Origin of the sequence: Streptosporangium heterodermiicola, from assembly GCF_051390675.1 — a bacterium.
Classification (GTDB): domain Bacteria; phylum Actinomycetota; class Actinomycetes; order Streptosporangiales; family Streptosporangiaceae; genus Streptosporangium.
In genome coordinates this window covers 332,548-351,139 of sequence record NZ_JBPJSR010000006.1, presented here as the reverse complement: position 1 = coordinate 351,139, position 18,592 = coordinate 332,548, and the positions used below count along the sequence as shown (strand labels likewise).

General features: G+C 70.2%; 17 protein-coding genes. 16 read left to right on the top strand and 1 reads right to left on the bottom strand.

The window, feature by feature from the left end:
- Nucleotides 1-87 precede the first annotated feature (87 nt).
- The 15 genes from ACSC1Q_RS16450 (at nucleotide 88) to ACSC1Q_RS16380 (ending at nucleotide 14,683) form a co-directional block, all read left to right on the top strand.
- Nucleotides 88-2,895, top strand: coding sequence for a hypothetical protein (locus tag ACSC1Q_RS16450; RefSeq protein WP_436759565.1), 2,808 nt, complete (start codon nucleotides 88-90; stop codon nucleotides 2,893-2,895).
- A gap of 84 nt (nucleotides 2,896-2,979) precedes the next feature.
- Nucleotides 2,980-3,360, top strand: coding sequence for a hypothetical protein (locus tag ACSC1Q_RS16445; RefSeq protein ID WP_436759564.1), 381 nt, complete (start codon nucleotides 2,980-2,982; stop codon nucleotides 3,358-3,360).
- Between the two features lie 206 nt (nucleotides 3,361-3,566).
- Nucleotides 3,567-4,832: a serine hydroxymethyltransferase gene (gene glyA, locus ACSC1Q_RS16440; RefSeq protein ID WP_436759563.1), complete on the top strand. Its 1,266-nt coding sequence runs from the start codon at nucleotides 3,567-3,569 to the stop codon at nucleotides 4,830-4,832.
- Nucleotides 4,833-4,889: 57 nt separating this feature from the next.
- A complete protein-coding gene (locus ACSC1Q_RS16435; protein WP_436759562.1) occupies nucleotides 4,890-6,269 on the top strand; it encodes a glycosyltransferase family 4 protein in 1,380 nt (459 codons plus the stop codon).
- Nucleotides 6,270-6,421: 152 nt separating this feature from the next.
- Entirely contained in the window at nucleotides 6,422-6,847 is a 426-nt protein-coding gene (locus ACSC1Q_RS16430; protein ID WP_436759561.1) for a Cg1360 family ATP-synthase-associated protein, read from the top strand.
- A gap of 78 nt (nucleotides 6,848-6,925) precedes the next feature.
- The gene (locus ACSC1Q_RS16425; RefSeq protein WP_344744671.1) at nucleotides 6,926-7,141 is read left to right on the top strand and encodes an AtpZ/AtpI family protein; all 216 of its coding nucleotides are present in this window, start codon (nucleotides 6,926-6,928) and stop codon (nucleotides 7,139-7,141) included.
- Nucleotides 7,142-7,208: 67 nt separating this feature from the next.
- Nucleotides 7,209-8,000: a F0F1 ATP synthase subunit A gene (gene atpB / locus ACSC1Q_RS16420; RefSeq protein WP_436759560.1), complete on the top strand. Its 792-nt coding sequence runs from the start codon at nucleotides 7,209-7,211 to the stop codon at nucleotides 7,998-8,000.
- A 72-nt stretch (nucleotides 8,001-8,072) separates the two neighbouring features.
- Complete coding sequence (gene atpE / locus ACSC1Q_RS16415) at nucleotides 8,073-8,306, top strand: ATP synthase F0 subunit C (RefSeq protein ID WP_436759559.1); 234 nt, start codon at nucleotides 8,073-8,075, stop codon at nucleotides 8,304-8,306.
- A 33-nt stretch (nucleotides 8,307-8,339) separates the two neighbouring features.
- The gene (locus tag ACSC1Q_RS16410; RefSeq protein WP_350973495.1) at nucleotides 8,340-8,888 is read left to right on the top strand and encodes a F0F1 ATP synthase subunit B; all 549 of its coding nucleotides are present in this window, start codon (nucleotides 8,340-8,342) and stop codon (nucleotides 8,886-8,888) included.
- Nucleotides 8,889-8,934: 46 nt separating this feature from the next.
- Entirely contained in the window at nucleotides 8,935-9,744 is an 810-nt protein-coding gene (locus ACSC1Q_RS16405) for a F0F1 ATP synthase subunit delta (protein WP_436759558.1), read from the top strand.
- Between the two features lie 23 nt (nucleotides 9,745-9,767).
- Nucleotides 9,768-11,417, top strand: a complete 1,650-nt coding sequence (gene atpA, locus ACSC1Q_RS16400) for a F0F1 ATP synthase subunit alpha (protein WP_436759557.1) — start codon at nucleotides 9,768-9,770, stop codon at nucleotides 11,415-11,417.
- Between the two features lie 3 nt (nucleotides 11,418-11,420).
- A complete protein-coding gene (locus ACSC1Q_RS16395) occupies nucleotides 11,421-12,323 on the top strand; it encodes a F0F1 ATP synthase subunit gamma (RefSeq protein ID WP_436759556.1) in 903 nt (300 codons plus the stop codon).
- A 1-nt stretch (nucleotide 12,324) separates the two neighbouring features.
- Nucleotides 12,325-13,752 carry a F0F1 ATP synthase subunit beta gene (gene atpD / locus ACSC1Q_RS16390; protein ID WP_386155494.1) on the top strand — a complete coding sequence of 476 codons (1,428 nt, stop codon included), beginning with the start codon at nucleotides 12,325-12,327 and terminating at the stop codon, nucleotides 13,750-13,752.
- Nucleotides 13,753-13,820: 68 nt separating this feature from the next.
- Complete coding sequence (locus ACSC1Q_RS16385) at nucleotides 13,821-14,228, top strand: F0F1 ATP synthase subunit epsilon (RefSeq protein WP_436759555.1); 408 nt, start codon at nucleotides 13,821-13,823, stop codon at nucleotides 14,226-14,228.
- Nucleotides 14,229-14,272: 44 nt separating this feature from the next.
- The gene (locus ACSC1Q_RS16380) at nucleotides 14,273-14,683 is read left to right on the top strand and encodes a DUF2550 domain-containing protein (RefSeq protein WP_436759554.1); all 411 of its coding nucleotides are present in this window, start codon (nucleotides 14,273-14,275) and stop codon (nucleotides 14,681-14,683) included.
- Nucleotides 14,684-14,696: 13 nt separating this feature from the next.
- On the opposite strand, the gene ACSC1Q_RS16375 is transcribed toward ACSC1Q_RS16380, so the two are convergent.
- Nucleotides 14,697-15,287 carry a cob(I)yrinic acid a,c-diamide adenosyltransferase gene (locus tag ACSC1Q_RS16375; RefSeq protein ID WP_436759553.1) on the bottom strand — a complete coding sequence of 197 codons (591 nt, stop codon included), beginning with the start codon at nucleotides 15,285-15,287 and terminating at the stop codon, nucleotides 14,697-14,699.
- Between the two features lie 65 nt (nucleotides 15,288-15,352).
- On the opposite strand from ACSC1Q_RS16375, the gene ACSC1Q_RS16370 reads away from it, so the two are divergent.
- Nucleotides 15,353-18,538 (top strand): S41 family peptidase, encoded by a 3,186-nt coding sequence (locus tag ACSC1Q_RS16370; RefSeq protein WP_436759552.1) that lies wholly within the window; start codon nucleotides 15,353-15,355, stop codon nucleotides 18,536-18,538.
- The last annotated feature ends 54 nt before the right edge of the window (nucleotides 18,539-18,592 follow it).

The following is an 18,592-nucleotide window of genomic DNA, read 5'->3' as shown; positions in this document are numbered from 1 at the left end:
CGTGATCCATGCCATCTGATTATCACCGTGACGGCGGGCTGTCTCCCCGGTACCTTGAAGTGGGCCGACACTTCCTGGGAGACGTCCATGGGCAAGTTCGAAGGAATGGACCCCAAGCTGGTCCGCGACCTGTTGTCCGAGGTGCGGCGGGCCGCCGAGCAGATGCGGAGCGTCGAGGGCAAGGTCTCGCAGATGATGAGCGGGGCCGGCCTGTCCGCGCAGTCGGCTCACAGACCCGTCCAGATCGCCGACGCGTGCGATGTGATGGTCCGTGACGTCTCCTCCCGCGTGACGCTGCTGGAGAAGAAGGTCAACCAGAACGCGACGGCGCCCCCCACCGAGCCGAGGGCCGGTGACCCGAAGCCCGAGACGGGCTCCCAGGGCGAGGGGGCGAAGCCGGACTCCCAGAACGGCACGAAGCCGGAGACCGGTTCCCAGAACGGCACGAAGCCCGAGAGCCCGAAGGCGGAGGATCTCAAGCCGGCCGTCGGATCGGACGACAAACCCCGCGTCGGCGACCAGTCGGCCGAGAGCACGCAGCGCGACGATCCCAAGGACTCCTCCAAGCCCGACAGCAAGCCCGACGCCCCGAAGGTCGACGAGACCAAGCCCGAGGCCAAGCCCGAGGCGGGTTCGAAGGGTGACGAGACCTCCCCGCGCGACGACCGCGACGATCGGAAGGAGGCGTCCAAACCCGAGACGTCCAAACCCGAAGGATCCGGAGCCGACGACCGGAAGCCGGAGACGGGGTCGAAAGCCGACGAGACCTCCCCGCGAGAGGGGGAGCGGGAAACGCCCAAGGAGACCGGCAAGCAGACGGACACCGCGCCGCGCGAGACTCCCAGGCCCGATCCCACGCCGGAGCCGCCGAGGGCCGAGGAGCCGCGCCCGGAGCCTCCCAGGCCCGATCCCAAGCCGGACCCGACGCCGGAGCCTCCCAGGGCCGAGGAGCCACGCCCGGAGCCTCCCAGGCCCGATCCCACGCCCGAGCCGCCGAGAGCCGAGGACCCGCGCCCCGAGCCCCCTGCCCAGGATCCCCAGCCGGAGGCCCCCCCAGGCGACTCCGAGCTCCCGCCGGAGACCTACACCCCGGATTCCCCGTCCCCGCCTGACACGCCGAGGGCCGAGGACACCCGGCCCGAGGCATCCGCGCCGGACCGCGCCCCGGAGGTGCCGAACGCCCAGGGCGCACCCGTGCCGGGGACACCGAACGCCGAGGGCGCGCAGGTGCCGGAGGCGCCCAGGCAGGATTCCGCGCCCGCGCCGGAGGCCCCGAGGGCCGACGACGCGCGGCCGGAGACGCCGAGGGCCGAGGACCTGAAGCCCGCGGTCCCCGGGCCGGGGGAGAACCCGCAGGGGGGCGGGCAGCCGGTCGACACCGCGCCGCGCGAGGCGCCCGACGCCCCGCGTACGCCCGAGGCCACCACCCCGGACCCCGGGTCCGGGACGCCGCGGGGAGAGTCCGCGCCCGCGCCGGAGCCGCCCAGGGCCGAGGACACCGGGCCCGAGATCGTCAACGCCGACGACACGACGCCGCGCGGGGATTCCACGGGCACCGCGCCGGTGAACGACTCCGACGCCAAGAGTGACACCGGTTCGAAGGGCGACGACACGACGCCGCGCGGGGATTCCACCGGCAACGTGCCCGTGAACGACTCCGACGCCAAGAGTGACACCGGTTCGAAGGGCGACGAGACGACGCCGCGCGGGGATTCCACGGGCACCGCGCCGGTGAACGACTCCGATGCCAAGGGCGACACGGGTTCCAAGGGCGACGAGACGACGCCGCGCGAGGACTCCACCGGCAACGCCCCCGCGAACGACTCCGATGCCAAGGGCGACACGGGTTCCAAGGGCGACGAGACGACCCCACGGGGAGATTCCACCGGCAACGCCCCGGCGAACGATCCCGACGCCAAGGGCGACGCCGGTTCCAAGGGCGACGAGCGCTCGCCGAGGGAGGAGGGCGGCTCCTCCGGCGACACCATTCTCGACACCCCAAGGAAGGACCACCCTGACGACATCGACCAGAGCGGCGACTCCAGGGCGAAGGTCGTGGAGGTCGACGGGGTGAGGGTGCTCCAGATCCCGCTCGACGCGCCCACGGCGGCCGAGGTCGACGAGCTGCTGAAGAACATCGAGGACATCCCGCCGCTGGAGATGCCCACGATCGACGGCGTGTCCGGCACCGCCGGGCAGCCCGGCTACGTCGAGCCGCACGGCCCGCTCGACTCCGCCAAGCCCGACTACCCGCTTCTCGACACCGCCGGCCCGACCACGGACCAGACCGTCCAGCCGCCGGGCACCGGTGGCGACACCACTCCCCAGAGTCCCCAGAGTCCCCAGAACTCCCAGCCCACCGGTACGACCTCCGGTGAGCCCGCCGCGCCCCGGCCCGCCGGAGACTCGCCGTCCACCGGTGACGCCGCGCCCCGGCCCGCCGGGACGGCCTCGGGCGAGCCCGCGATCCAGACGGCGGGCACGACCTCGGGCGAGGCGGCCACGCGGCCCGCCGGAGGGCCGGTGCCGTCCATCGGCGACGCGGTCTCCGGTGAGGCTCCGGGTGCCGAGGGCACGTCCGGGCAGGCGGCGGGGGCGGCGCCCGGAGGGGTGGCCGCGCAGCCGGGCGAGGGTTCGGCCGCCCGGTGGGCGAACGACGGCAGCGACGTCGTCACCGCCGAGGCGAGCCCGCTCGACCTCGACGCGCTCAAGACGCTCGCCGACAACGCCCGCGAGATCGAACCGCTGGAGATGCCGGGTGTGAGCGTGCCCGACGGGGAGACCTGGGGCGAGGGGGCCTGGGCGCCCATGGACATCCGGCCCGACGGCCCGGCGGGCGACGTTGACCCGGGAGACCCGCTGCGGCCGATCCCGCCTCCGGGCGGTGGCCAGTGATCACCGGAACGGGGACGCGGAGCCGTGAGCAGCGGTGAGTGAGCGGGGGGCAGGGAGCGTGTCAGCGAGGGTGAGGAGCCTGTGATGTTCGTGGATCCACCCGCACCGCAGCCGCTGCAGCTGGGGGAGACCCCGCCGGCCTCGGCCAACAACGGGCTGCCGTCTCCGGACGCTGTCACGTCGTGGGAGTTCAACCCCGACTACCAGCGGCTGGTCATGATGTGGAGGCAGGTGCTCCCCGTGCTCGACACGCTGACCGGCAGCCTCGACAAGGCCTACCAGCTCGCCAGGAGCAGGGATGTCTGGGACGCCCCCGTCTCCGGCCGCTACGTCGAGGACATGACGGAGTGGCGCACCCGCCTGAGCCTCTACCGGCAGGCGATCCTGACGTCGATCAGCGACCAGGCGGCCGACACGCCGAGGTGGGTGCCGGTCAAGGCCGGAGCCCCGCACGCGTTCTCGTGAGGAGGCCTCCGGGTGGTGCCGCTCCTTGACGGCGGGCTCACCCGGGCGGGCCTCGGTGACCGGCTCTCCGGGACCGGCCTCGGCGACAGGCTCTCCCCGGCCGGCCCCCGCGACACGCTCTCCGGGGCCGGCACGTCCCTGACGTGGGATAACCGGGGAGAGCGGGCTTACAGTGGGGATGAGTCGTCGTCTTCGGGGTGTGAGCCATGGGCGCAGAACCGTACTACGGGCCGGATTTCGGTCTCCTGCAGCGCGAGGACCCGGAGATCGCGAGCGTGCTGCTCGACGAGCTCGACCGGCTCCGCGGGGGCGTCCAGCTGATCGCGAGCGAGAACTTCACCTCGCCCGCCGTGCTCGCCGCGCTCGGCTCGACGCTCACCAACAAGTACGCCGAGGGCTACCCCGGCAGGCGTTACTACGCCGGATGCGAGGTCGTCGACCGGGCCGAGCGGCTCGCGATCGACCGGGCCAGGCGGCTGTTCGGCGCCGAGCACGTCAACGTGCAGCCCCACTCCGGCGCCTCGGCGAACCTGGCGGCCTACGCGGCCCTGCTCCAGCCGGGCGACACCATGCTGGCGATGGAGCTCTCGCACGGCGGCCACCTCACGCACGGCTCCAAGGTCAACTTCTCGGGCCGCTGGTTCGACGTCGTGGCGTACGGCGTGCGCAGGGACACCGAGCTGATCGACTACGACGAGGTCAGGGAGCTGGCGCTGCGGCACCAGCCCAAGATGATCATCTGTGGCGCCACCGCCTACCCCCGCGAGATCGACTTCGCCGCCTTCCGGGGGATCGCGGACGAGGTGGGCGCCTGGCTGCTCGCCGACGTCGCGCACACCGTCGGCCTGATGGCCGGCCGGGCGCTGCCCTCCGCGGTGCCGTACGCGGACGTGGTGACCTTCACCACGCACAAGGCGCTGCGCGGTCCGAGGGGCGGCGGGATCATGTGCACGAAGGAGCTGGGGCCCAGGATCGACCGCGCGGTCTTCCCGTTCGTGCAGGGCGGCCCGCTCATGCACGCGGTGGCGGCCAAGGCGGTGGCGTTCGGCGAGGCGCTGCGGCCGGAGTTCGCGGAGTACGCGCGGCGGGTGGTGGACAACGCCCGGGTGCTGGCCGACGCGCTGGCGGCGGAGGGCATGCGGCCCGTCTCGGGGGGCACCGACAGCCATCTGGCGCTGATCGACCTGCGCGACGTCGGGATCTCCGGCGCGATGGCCGAGCAGCGGTGCCACGCGGCCGGGATCACGCTGAACCGCAACGCGATCCCGTACGACCCGGAACCGCCCACGGTGACGTCCGGGATCCGGGTCGGCACCCCCTGCGTCACGACCCAGGGGATGGGGGCCGAGGAGATGAAGGAGGTGGCCTCGATGGTGGCGCAGGTCATCCGCGACCCCGACGCGACAGGCGAGATACGGGAGCGCGTCGAGGTGCTGACGAGGACCCACCGGATATATCCCAGCGAACTATGAGCTCTTCTGTGTCGTTTTCCGGTCACAGGTGGCCGGACTATCCGCGAAACTGGTTCCGTGCGCGAATATCTACTCATGGCGCTCGTCGCGGCCGCGGTGACGTATCTGCTGGTGCCGCTGATCCGCGTTTTCGCCGTCCGCATCGGCGCCATGCCCGAGGTCCGCGATCGTGACGTGCACACCACGCCGACGCCCAGGCTCGGCGGCCTGGCGATGTACGGCGGTCTCGTCGCCGGCCTGCTGATCGCCGCCGAGCTGCCCTACGCAGGGGGCAAGCTGGCCGAGGGCCAGGGAAAGATCGTGATCGCGCTGATCGCCGCGGGCGGCCTGATCACGCTGACCGGCTTCCTGGACGACTGGCTGGGGATGGACGCCCTCGTCAAGCTCGCCGGGCAGATCGGCGCCGCGGGGGTGCTCGTCACCTTCGGCGTGAGCCTGCCGTGGCTCCCGCTGCCGACCGCGCTGGGCGGGCAGACCATCCTCGACTCGACGCTGAGCCCGCTGATCACGATCCTGATCGTGGTCGTCATGATCAACGCGGTCAACTTCGTCGACGGGCTCGACGGGCTGGCCGCCGGGATCGTCGGCATCGCCGCGATGGCCACGTGGACGTACTCGGTGGCCCTGTCGAAGGACTACGGCGACACCAGCATCAACGCGACGGCGGTCATCGCCTCGGTGCTCATCGGCATCTGCCTGGGCTTCCTGCCGCACAACTTCCACCCGGCGAAGATCTTCATGGGCGACACGGGGGCGATGCTGATCGGCCTGGTCCTCGCCTCCACGATGATCCTGGTCACCCCGCTCGACTCCAGCAGCATCAACCGCTTCCCCGTCATCCTCCCGCTCCTGGTGCCGGTCGCGATCCTGGTGCTCCCGCTGCTGGACCTGATCATGGCGGTGATCCGGCGCACGTCCAACGGCCTGTCGCCGTTCTCGCCCGACCGGGGGCACCTGCACCACCGCCTGCTGGACATCGGCCACTCGCACCGCCGCAGCGTCATGATCATGTACGCGTGGACCTTCCTGTTCGCCTTCGCGGTCGTGGCGCTGTCCATCGAGGGCGTACCGCTCATCCTGTTCCCGCTGACCGTGCTGCTCGCCATCGGCGTGCTGGTGATGATGGCGCTGCCCCGCCTGCGCGCCCGCCGCGACCTCGGCGGGGCCGAGGGGCGCGGTGGCGAGGGGCGCGGCGGGCTCGACCCCGCCGCTCCCACGGCGCCCACGGGTCCCGCGGCTCCCGCGGAGGGGCCGGGACGGCACACGCGGCCGGGCGAGCAGCCGCCGGGCCGGGTCAGGCCCCATCCGTATCCCTCGGAGGCGCCCGGTCACCGTCCGGTCGCCACCGGTGACGACACGGCCACGCTGCCGGTGCGGCCCGACCTGTCACTCAGCGCTCCCCGGAAGGGTTTCTCAAACCCTGAGACGCCGCTTTGAGGCGCTTTCGCCAGCTCCTTGATCGTTTACTTGAAACGGCAGGTAAAGGCGCTCTTCCTTGAGCTTGTGATAGCTTTCACTAGCAGACGGTGAACCTGCCTAGACCTGCAAGGTAGCAATCGCTCGCTTGATAACAGTCACTTGGAGTGCCGATGCTCGCCAACGACGTGCGCCTTCTGAAGGGGGCTGCGATACCCACGGTGCTGGTGGGACTGGTCGTGATCCTCGTCGCGGCGTTGCTGGCCGGAGCCAAGGGGGCACTCGGCGCCGCGATCGGGACCGTGATCGTCACCGCCTTCTTCGCCCTCGGCATCGTGGCCGTCTCGTACGCGAGCCGAGTGTCGCCCATGATGATGATGACCGCCGCGGTGCTGAGCTACGCGGTGAAGATTCTCGTGATCATGGCGCTGCTCAAGACCTTCGAGGACGCCACCGCGTTCGAGCCCAAGGCCTTCGGCTGGGCGGCGATCGCCTGCACGATCGCCTGGACGGTCGGCGAGATGCGCGGCTTCATGAAACTCAAAATGCTCTACGTCGACCCCGATGCCCGGATTCCAGGTCAGGGCGATCCACGATGAGGCGTATCATCTCGCTGGCGGCTTCGACCCTGCCCGATATGACTAGTCCTCACCGCGACTGCTATCGTCATGCCCGCGATGAGCGAAAAGAAAATCCGGCCCGAAGACGACGGCCGCGACTTCGCCAACGCCGCCTGGTCGATCCCCAGCTATCTCCTCTCCGGGATGATCCTGTACGGCGGTGCGGGCTGGTTGCTGTCCAAGTGGACTGGCGTGGTCGCCTTCACCCCGATCGGATTAATTCTCGGGGTCGCTCTATCCGTCTACCTGGTCTACCGGAAGTACGGTCGCTAGCCTTCGGCGGCGGTCGCTTCGCTGACGAAGCCATTTCGATCAACTACCACGCTGAAGGGAACGCCGCGTGAGCACGCTGACGCTCCTCGCTCCCGGGGACGAGTTCACGCCTCCGGGACTCGAACTCTTCGACGCCGCCCCGATCATCTCGGGCGTCGCCTGGTTCACGAAGCCGGTGCTGCTGGCCCTGCTGAGCTCGATCATCGTCATCGGCTTCTGCTGGTCGGCCTTCGGCAACCCGAAGCTGGTGCCGCGGGGCGTGCAGAACGTCGGTGAGATCGGTTACATGTTCGTCCGCGACCAGGTCGCCCGGCCGTTCCTCGGCAAGGACGCCGACCGGTGGATGGGCCTGCTGCTCAGCATGTTCTTCCTGGTCTGGGTCTGGAACCTGATGGGCGTCATCCCGGTGCTGCAGTTCCCGGTCGCCTCGCACATCGCCTTCCCGATCGTGCTCGCCCTCAGTGTCTACATCCTGAAGATCTACCTGGGTGTCAAGCACCAGGGCGCGATCGGCTACTTCAAGAACATGATGTTCCCCCCGGGGTTGCCCAAGCCGATCTACGTGCTGCTGGCCCCGATCGAGCTTCTCTCCAACATGATCATCGCGCCCTTCACGCACGCGGTGCGACTGTTCGCCAACATGTTCGCCGGCCACATCATCCTGGCCTTCTTCAGCCTCGTCGGCTTCTGGTTCCTCTTCGAGAAGCTCACCCCGCTGGGCGCCCCGCTCGGCGTGGTCGGCGTGGTCATGACGATCGCGATGACGGGCTTCGAGATGTTCATCCAGTTCCTGCAGGCGTTCCTCTTCGCGATGCTCGCCGCGATGTACATCGGCAACTCGCTCCACGCCGATCACTAGACGCACAGACCTCCCTCGAATATCCAGACCGGTGAGCCTTCACCGGCCGACCTGTAAAGGAAACACAACACCATGGCAATCGGAATCCTCGCCGAGGTCACCGGCTCCCTCGGTTCCATCGGTTACGGCCTCGCCGCGATCGGCCCCGGCATCGGCGTCGGCATCATCTTCGGTCAGGGTGTGCAGGCCATCGCCCGCCAGCCCGAGGCCTACGGCCTGATCCGCCAGAACATGCTGCTCGGCTTCGTCCTCACCGAGGCGCTGGCCCTCATCGGCCTTGTCGCGCCGTTCATGTTCGGTCAGTAAGACGCAGAAAACCTCTGACGGAAGGCTGCACAAATGATTCAGGCAGCTTCGCTCCTGGCGGCGGAGGAGGGGGCTAACCCCCTCATCCCGCACACCTACGAGCTTGTCGTCGGCGGCTTCGCCTTCTTCGTCGTCCTTTTCGTCGTCGGTAAGATCCTCACCCCGCGCATCCAGAAGACCCTGGTCGAGCGGACCGATGCGATCGAAGGCGGCATCAAGCGAGCCGAGGACGCGCAGGCCGAGGCCCAGGCGCTGCTCAAGCAGTACAAGGACCAGCTCTCCGAAGCCCGTCACGAAGCCTCGCGGCTGCGTGAGGAGGCCCGTGAGCAGGGCGCGCAGATCAAGGCCGAGCTCCGCGAGGAGGCTCAGGCCGAGGCCCGCCGCCTGGTCGAGGCCGCGCACCTGCAGATCGAGGCCGACCGCCAGCAGGCGTTCGCCCAGCTCCGCACGGAGCTCGGCCGCCTGTCGATCGAGCTCGCCGGCCGCATCGTCGGCGAGTCCCTGGAGGACGAGGCGCGTCAGCGTCGCACCGTCGACAGGTTCCTTGAGGAGCTCGAGTCGAGCAACGCGGCGGTCCGCTGATGACACGGCGAACCAGGCGTGACGCGCGAGTGTCGGTGAGCGGCTGATGAGGGGCCTGAGCAGGGCCTCGCTGGCCGAGGTCGAAGAGCGCTTCAACGCCGTCGCGGGAAGCGCGGACCTCGGCACGCTGGCCGACGAGCTTTTCTCGGTCGCCGCCCTGTTCGACCGCGAACACGGGCTCCGCCGCAACCTCTCCGACCCGGCACGGCCCGCGGCCCAGAAGGCGCAGATCGTCCGGGTGCTGCTGGAGGGCAAGGTCAGCGACGCCGCGCTGGAGACGGTCGCCGCGGCCGTGTCCGCGAGGTGGGCGCGATCGGGCGACCTGGCCGACTCCCTGGAGCGCCTCGGCGTCGTCGCGGCCTCGGCCGAGGCGGAGGCGCAGAGCAGGCTCGACGACGTCGAGGACGAGCTGTTCCGGTTCGGGCGCATCGCCGCCTCGAACCTGGAGCTGCACCGGACCCTGACGGCGCCGGCGGCCCCCGAGGCGGCCAAGCGGGAGCTGCTGAGCTCCCTCCTGGCCGAGAAGGTCGCCCCCACCACCCTGCGCCTGGTCACCCAGCTCGTGCTGCATCCGAGAGGACGTAGCCTGGACGGTGGGCTCGCGGAGTTCGGCAGGCTGGTCGCCGCCCAGCGGCAGCGCCTCGTCGCGGTGGTGCGCAGCGCCGTCGTGCTCTCAGAGGGGCAGAAGCAGCGTCTCGCCACGTGGCTGCGCACCTCGTACGGCCGCGACGTTCATCTGAACGTCGAGGTGGATCCGCGGGTGCTGGGAGGGTTCTCGGTCCACATCGGGGACGATCTCATCGACACCACCATCGCGGGACGAATCGAAGAAGTCCGCCGCCGGTTGGCCGGCTAGGCGAATAGGGAGACTGAAGAGAGATGGCGGAGCTTACGATCCGGCCGGACGAGATCCGGGACGCACTTGAGCGCTTCGTCCAGGCGTACGAGCCGGAAGGTGCCGCGCGCGAGGAGATCGGGACCGTCGTCGACTGCGGCGACGGTATCGCCCATGTCTCCGGCCTTCCCTCGGCGATGGCGAACGAGCTGCTTGAGTTCGAGGACGGCACGCGTGGCCTGGCACTGAACCTGGACGTCCGGGAGATCGGTGTCGTTGTTCTGGGCGACTTCAGCAAGATCGAGGAGGGCCAGTCGGTCCGCCGGACGGGCGAGGTCCTGTCCGTGCCGGTCGGCGACGGCTTCCTCGGCCGGGTGGTCGACCCGCTGGGCGTCCCCCTGGACGGCAAGGGCGCGATCGAGTCCGAGAGCCTCCGCGCCCTCGAACTCCAGGCCCCCTCGGTGGTCCAGCGCCAGCCGGTGAAGGAGCCGCTGCAGACCGGTCTCAAGGCGGTCGACGCCATGACGCCGATCGGCCGCGGCCAGCGCCAGCTGATCATCGGTGACCGCGGCACGGGCAAGACCGCCGTCGCCGTCGACACCATCCTCAACCAGCGGGAGAACTGGCTCTCCGGCGACCCCGACAAGCAGGTTCTCTGCGTCTACGTCGCGGTCGGCCAGAAGGGCTCCACGATCGCCCAGGTCAAGGGCCGCCTTGAGGAGGCGGGCGCGATGGAGTACACCACCATCGTCGCCGCTCCGGCGTCCGACCCGGCCGGTTACAAGTACCTCGCGCCCTACACCGGCTCGGCCATCGGCCAGCACTGGATGTACCAGGGCAAGCACGTCCTCATCGTCTTCGACGACCTGACCAAGCAGGCCGACGCCTACCGCGCCGTCTCCCTGCTGCTGCGCCGCCCGCCGGGCCGTGAGGCGTTCCCCGGCGACGTCTTCTACTTGCACTCCCGTCTCCTTGAGCGCTGCGCGAAGCTGTCCAAGGACATGGGTTCCGGCTCGATGACCGGTCTGCCGATCATCGAGACGAAGGGCAACGACGTCTCGGCGTTCATCCCCACCAACGTCATCTCCATCACCGACGGCCAGTGCTTCCTTGAGACCGACCTGTTCAACGCGGGTGTGCGTCCGGCCATCAACGTCGGTGTCTCCGTCTCCCGAGTCGGCGGCTCCGCGCAGGTCAAGGCGATGCGGAAGGTCGCCGGCACGCTGCGCCTGTCGCTGTCGCAGTTCCGTGACCTGGAGGCGTTCGCATCCTTCGCCTCCGACCTGGACGCGGCCTCCCGTGCCCAGCTGGAGCGCGGTCAGCGTCTGGTCGAGCTGCTCAAGCAGGCCCAGTACAACCCGTTCCCGGTCGAGAAGCAGGTCGTCTCGGTCTGGGCCGGTACGACCGGCGAGCTCGACGACGTGCCGGTCGAGGACATCCGCCGCTTCGAGGCGGACTTCCACGACTACCTGGGCCGCGAGAACAAGGGCATCTTCGACAGCATCCGCGAGACCAGGGAGCTGTCGGACGACACGGTGACCGCCCTCAAGGACGCCATCACCGAGTTCAAGAAGAGCTTCGAGACCTCCTCCGGCGAGTACCTGGTCAACGACGAGCCGGTCACCGCGCTCGGCGAGGGCGAGGTCGGCCAGGAGAAGATCACGAAGCGAGTCCGCACGGCTGAGAAGAAGTAGCCGATGGGTGCCCAGCTAAGACTGCTGCGGCGGCGGATCAAGTCGGTCAAGTCCACGGCGAAGATCACCCGCGCCCAGGAGCTCATCGCCTCGTCCCGCATCGTCAAGGCGCAGCAGCGGATGCAGGCCGCCGTGCCGTACGAGCGCGAGATCACCCGCGCCGTCACGGGCGTGGTCAGCAACACCTCCACCACCGACCACCCGCTGACGGTGGCCAAGGAGCAGCCCGCCAGGGCCGCCGTCCTGATCGTCACCAGCGACAGCGGTTTCTGCGGCGGCTTCAACGCCAACATCCTGCGTGAGGCGGAGGCGCTCGGCAACCTGCTCAGGGACAGGGGCGTCGAGCCCGTGCCCTTCGTGACGGGCCGCAAGGGCGTCGCCTGGCACGCCTTCCGCAACCGTGAGATGGCCGGGCAGTGGACGGGGTTCTCCCGTAAGCCCGCCTACTCCGACGCCAAGGAGGTCGCGGGCGCGCTCATCGAGGCCTTCTCGGCCGAGGACGGGGTGGACGAGATCCACATCGTCTCCACCGAGTTCGTCTCGATGCTCACGCAGGAGGTCGTGGTCAAGCGGATCCTTCCGCTGGAGGTCGAGGAGACCGCCGAGGACCCGTCCGACACGCCGCTGCCGTACTTCGAGTTCGAGCCCACCGCGGGCGAGGTCCTCGACACGCTGCTGCCGCGTTACGTGGAGTCGCGCATCTTCACCGCGCTGCTCCAGTCGGCGGCCTCCGAGGAAGCCTCGCGCCGCCGGGCCATGAAGTCGGCCACCGACAACGCCAACGAGCTCATCCGCGTGTTCACCCAGCAGATGAACCAGGTCCGCCAGGCCGAGATCACCCAGGAAATCAGCGAGATCGTCGGCGGCGCGAACGCGCTGGCTGACTCCGCAGCGGGGAAAGAGTGAAATGACTGCACAGACTGTTGAGACCGGCGTGGGCCGCGTCGCGCGGGTCACCGGTCCCGTCGTCGACGTGGAGTTCCCCGTCGAGGCGATGCCCGAGATCTACAACGCCCTCAAGGTGGACGTCGAGCTGCAGGGCGAGGCCAAGGTCCTCACCCTGGAGGTCGCCCAGCACCTGGGTGACAACCTCGTCCGCGCGATCTCCATGCAGCCCACCGACGGCCTCACCCGTGGCGCCCCGGTGACCGACACCGGCGCGGCCATCTCGGTCCCCGTCGGCGACGTCGTCAAGGGCCACGTGTGGAGCACCCTCGGCGAGTCGCTGGACGTCGAGACCTCCTCGCTCCAGATCAGCGAGCGCTGGGGCATCCACCGCCCGTCGCCCGCCTTCGACACCCTTGAGTCGCGCACCGAGATGCTGACCACCGGCATCAAGGTCATCGACCTGCTCACCCCGTACGTGCAGGGCGGCAAGATCGGCCTGTTCGGCGGCGCGGGCGTGGGCAAGACCGTCCTGATCCAGGAGATGATCCGCCGGGTCGCCCGTAACTTCGGTGGCACCTCGGTGTTCGCCGGCGTCGGCGAGCGCACCCGTGAGGGCAACGACCTCTGGCTGGAGATGGAGGAGGCGAACGTCCTCAAGGACACCGCCCTCGTCTTCGGCCAGATGGACGAGCCCCCGGGCACCCGTCTGCGCGTCGCGCTCTCGGCCCTGACCATGGCCGAATACTTCCGTGACGTCCAGAAGCAGGACGTGCTGCTGTTCATCGACAACATCTTCCGGTTCACCCAGGCCGGTTCCGAGGTGTCCACCCTGCTCGGCCGTATGCCGTCCGCGGTGGGTTACCAGCCGACCCTGGCCGACGAGATGGGTGTCCTCCAGGAGCGCATCACCTCGACCCGCGGTCACTCGATCACCTCCATGCAGGCGATCTACGTCCCCGCGGACGACATCACCGACCCGGCCCCGCACAACGCGTTCGCGCACCTCGACGCGCAGACCGTTCTGTCGCGGCCGATCTCGGAGAAGGGCATCTACCCCGCGGTGGACCCGCTCGACTCCACCTCGCGGATCCTCGACCCGCTGATCGTCGGCGAGGAGCACTACCGCGTGGCCCAGGAGACCAAGCGGATCCTGCAGAAGTACAAGGAGCTGCAGGACATCATCGCGATCCTCGGTATCGACGAGCTCTCGGAAGAGGACAAGGTCACCGTCAACCGGGCCCGTCGCATCGAGCGCTTCCTGTCGCACCCGATGTACGCCGCCGAGGCGTTCACCGGCCAGCCCGGTGAGAACGTCCCGCTGGACGAGACCATCGCCTCGTTCAAGGGCCTGTGCGCCGGCGACTACGACCACCTGCCCGAGCAGGCGTTCTTCATGGTCGGCGGCATCGACCAGGCCGTGGCCAAGGCCAAGGAACTCGCCCGCTAGTCGCCTTCGGCGCCGGTACGGTCACGCGGCCGTACCGGCGCCTGGTTCGACAAGGAACTGGAGAGAAAGTGGCGAAGCTGCGAGTAGGCGTCGTCTCCCCGGAGCGTGAGATCTGGTCCGGTGAGGCCGACATGGTGATTGCCAAGACCGTCGACGGCGAGATCGGTATCATGCCTAAGCACGCGCCCGTGCTCGGCGTTCTCGTCGAGGGCGGCCTGCTGACCATCAAGCGAGGCGACGGTGAGTCCGACCTCGTCGCCGCCGTCCACGGAGGATTCCTCTCGGTGGCCGACGACGAGGTGTCGATCCTGGCGGAGCTGGCCGAGCTGGGCTCCGAGGTCGACGTCGCCCGTGCGAAGACCGCGCTGGAGCGGGCTCAGGCCTCGGTCGAGTCCGACCAGGAGGACGCGGACGCGGTCGCCGAGGCCAAGCGCGCCAAGGCCCGGTTGCGCGCGGCCGGGGAAGAAGTCGGATAAATTCTGCTTCTTAGGCTGTACGCGCTTTTGGGGGGCGAGCAGACATGGTGGTGGATGTTCTCATCGTGCTGGGGCTGCTCGTCGCCCTCCTGGGACTCCGGGTCCTGATACTGACCCGCTCCCGGGGATCGGTGCTCTGTTGCCTGCGCTCCCTGTCGAAGGAGCGAGGCTGGCGGGTCGGTGTGGCCCGCTACGCCGACGGCCATCTCAACTGGATCCCGCTCATAGGTCTGCTGCCAAGGCCGCGCCACGTCATCGTGAGGCGCGGCCTTGTCGTTTCCGGGCGTCGCAGGGTCGGGTCCGGGGAGTTCTTCGGGTTCATCGAGGGCGTGACGGCGATCGAGTGCCGCAACGGGCGGGACGCCTTCGAGCTCGCCATGGGGTACCGCGCCCTCACCGGGTTCGTCGCCTGGCTGGAGTCGGCCCCGCCCAGCGCCTATCTCGACGTCGCCTGATTTGTTCGTGAAGTCAGCGGGTGCCGCCGGGCTTCCAGAGGATCTCGTCGCCGCCCGAGGCCACCCGGCAGAGGATGAACATCAGGTCGCTCAGCCGGTTGAGATACGTCGCGGTGAGCGGGTTGACGTCGTCGTGGGCCTCCAGCGCCGACCAGACGGTCCGCTCGGCCCGCCGAACCACGGTCCTGGCGACGTGGAGCGCGGCCACGGCCGGGGTGCCGCCGGGCAGGATGAAGCTGCGCAGCGGCGTGAGGCACTCGTTGAACTCGTCGCACCGGGCCTCCAGCCAGTCGACGTAGGAGGGCTCGACCCGCAGCGGCGGGAACTCGGGGTTCTCCACGAGCGGGGCGCACAGGTCGGCCCCGACGTCGAACAGCTCGTTCTGGATCCGGCCGAGGACCGCGGTGACGTCCGCTTCCAGGGTCCCTGCGGCGAGGGCCACGCCGATCGCCGCGTTGGCCTCCTCGACGTCCGCGTAGGCGGCCAGGCGCGGGTCGGTCTTGCGGGTGCGGCTCATGTCGCCGAGCGCGGTCGTGCCGTCGTCCCCGGTGCGGGTGTAGATCTTCGAGAGCACCACCGGCTTGTCTCTGTCAGCTCGCGTCATGTGGCTCAGCGTATCGGCCGAAAAACCCTCCTGATTAACCCGATAGTGGACAATATGATTTGTCGATGGTTTCTGGTTTCTACCTGCGATTCCCCCACATCTCCCACGAGACGCTGACCTTCGTCGCCGACGACGACGTCTGGGCGGCCCCGGCGGACGGCGGCCGGGCGTGGCGCCTCTCCTCGGACCGGGCCCCCGCGAGCCATCCCCGTCTCTCGCCCGACGGCACCAAGATCGCCTGGACCAGCGCCCGGGACGGCGCCCCCGAGATCCACCTGGCGGATCTCGGCTCCGGTTCGGCGGAACGGCTGACCTACTGGGGAGACCCGAGGACGCGCACCCGCGGCTGGACACCGGACGGCGAGGTCCTCGCGATCAGCGCGACCGGCCGGCCGTTCGTCTCGCAGACCTGGGCCTACGTGCTCGGGGAGGGACGCCCGGAGAGGCTGCCGTACGGCCCGGTCAACGACCTGTCGGTCACGGGGGGCCCGGAAGGCACGGTGGCGCTGCTCACCGGGGGGCTCGCCCGCGACCCGGGGACCTGGAAGCGCTACCGGGGCGGCACGGCGGGCCGCCTGTGGGTGCGCGGCGGTGACGGTGACTTCACCCGGATCCTGGCGGACCTCAACGGCCACCTCGCCAACCCGATGCTCGTCGGGGGGCGGATCGTCTTCGTCTCCGACCACGAGGGCGTCGGCAACCTCTACTCCTGCGAGCCGGACGGCGGCGGCCTGCGCCGCCACACCGACCACGACGTCTTCTACGCCCGGCACGCCACCACCGACGGGACCAGGATCGTCTACCAGAACGCCGGGGACCTCTATCTCCTGGACGATCTCGACGCCGAGGCCCGCAAGCTCGACGTCGCCCCGGGCTCCCCGCTGCGGGGGCGGCAGCCGTACCAGGTCAACGCGGGCAGGCGGGTGCACGACCTGGCCGTGGACGCGACCGGGCGGGCCAGCGCGGTGGAGGTCCAGGGAACGGTGCACTGGGTGACCCACCGGGACGGCCCGGCGCGGCAGCTCAGCAACGGCCTGTCGGCGGGACGGCCGCGCGTCCTCGGTGACGACCGCGTGGTGTGGGTCTTCGACGACGGCGAGACGCAGGGGCTGGAGATCGCCCCGGCGGGGGGCGGGGAGGGCCGCAGGATCGCCGTGGGCGCGCTGGGCGAGGTCGGGGACCTCGCCGTCGCGCCCGACGGGAACACGATCGCGGTGACCGCGAGGAACGGGCGGCTGCTCCTGGCCGACGTGGCCTCCGGCGAGGTCGTGGAGCTGGCGAGGGCCGACGGGGAGATCCACGGCCTCAGCTGGTCGCCCGACTCGGCCTGGCTGGCCTGGTCGCACCCGGACGGCCCGCAGCTGCGCAGGATCAGGCTGGCCAGGGTGGCGGACCGGGTCGTGACCGACGTCACCGACGGCCGGTTCGTGGACATCTCGCCCGCGTTCGCGGGGGACTATCTGGCGTTCCTGTCGCGGCGCGGCTTCGACCCGGTCTACGACGCGCACTCCTTCGACATGTCCTTCCCCTTCGGCTACCGGCCCTATCTGGTGCCGCTGTCCGCGTCCACGCCGTCCCCGTTCGCGCCCAGCTCCGCGGGGCGGGCGGCCGACTCCGGGTCCGGCTCCGGTTCCGGGGACGACGACGGCAACAAGAAGGAGGACGGCGCGATCACCGTGGACCTGGAGGGCATCGCCGCCAGGGTCGTGCAGGTGCCGGTGCCCGAGGGGCGCTACTCGGACCTGCGGGCGGTCAAGGGCGGGTTCGTCTGGCTGCGGGAGCCGCTGGCCGGGGAGCTCGGCGAGGACAGGGACGAGGTGGGGGGCGAGGCGCCCCGCCCGGCGCTGGACCGTTACGACCTGGTCAAGCGCAAGTGGGAGGAAGTGGTCGAGAAGCTCGACTGGTACCGGGTGAGCGGTGACGGCACGCAGCTCGTCGTCAGCGACAAGGGCACGCTCACGGTCCGCCCGGCCGGGGGCAAGCCGGGCGGCAAGAACGGCGACGACACGACCGTCGACCTGTCCAGGATCCGGATCACCGCCGACCCGGGGGCGCTGCGGCGGCACGCGTACGCCCAGCTGGGCCGCCGGATGCGCGCCGACTTCTGGGTCGAGGACATGGCCGACGTGGAGTGGGAGGGCGTGCTGGAGGAGTACCGGCCGCTGGTGGACCGGGTCGCCACCGCCGACGACTTCGCCGACCTGCTCTGGGAGGTCGTGGGGGAGCTGGGCAGCTCGCACGCCTACGTCGACGCCGCTCCCTGGGGCTACCCGGCCTCCGACCCGATCGGGCTGCTCGGCGCCGACCTGTCCAGGGGCGACGACGGCCGCTGGCGGGTGGACCGGGTGCTGCCCGCCGAGTCCTCCGACGTGCACGCCCGCTCGCCGCTGGCCGAGCCGGGGGCGGGCGTCCAGCCGGGTGAGGCGCTGCTCGCGGTCGACGGCCGTCCGGTGCCGCCCGAGGGGCCCGCGCGGCTGCTGGTCGGCGCCGCCGACAAGCCGGTCGAGCTCACCCTGGACGGCGGCAGGCGGGTGGTCGTCACGCCGCTCCGCGACGACCGGCGCCTGCGCTACCAGCACTGGGTGGCCGGGAACCGGGCCCGCGTCAGGGAGCTCGGCGGCGGGCGCCTCGGCTACCTGCACATCCCGGACATGGTGGCCGAGGGCTGGGCGCAGTTCCACCGCGACCTGCGCAGGGAGATGACCTTCGAGGGACTCGTGGTGGACGTACGGGGGAACCGGGGCGGTCACACCTCCGAGCTGGTCATCGAGAAGCTGATCCGCAAGGTCATCGCCTGGGACCTGCCCCGGGGCATGACGCCGATCACCTACCCCGAGGACGCGCCGCGCGGCCCGCTGGTCGCGATCACCGACCAGAACGCCGGATCCGACGGCGACATCGTCACCGCGGCCTTCAAGATCCACAATCTCGGGCCGGTGGTGGGCACCCGTACCTGGGGAGGCGTCATCGGCATCGAGGACGCCCACCGCCTGGTCGACGGCTCGCACATCACCGTGCCCAAGTACTCCTTCTGGTTCGAGGAGCTGGGCTGGGGGGTGGAGAACTACGGCGTCGATCCGGACGTCGAGGTCGACATCGCCCCCGGTGACTGGGCCGAGGACAGGGACCCGCAGATCGAGGAGGCGGTACGGCTCGTGCTCGCCGCGCTCGACGAGCGCCCGGCGGCGACCCCGCCCGACCCCACCACCCGGCCCTCCCGTCGGCGTCCCGCACTGCCGCCCCGCCCGTAGTTGACATTTGTCACCCGGAACGCATTAAAGATCACGCTTTTCCGGTGATATCGG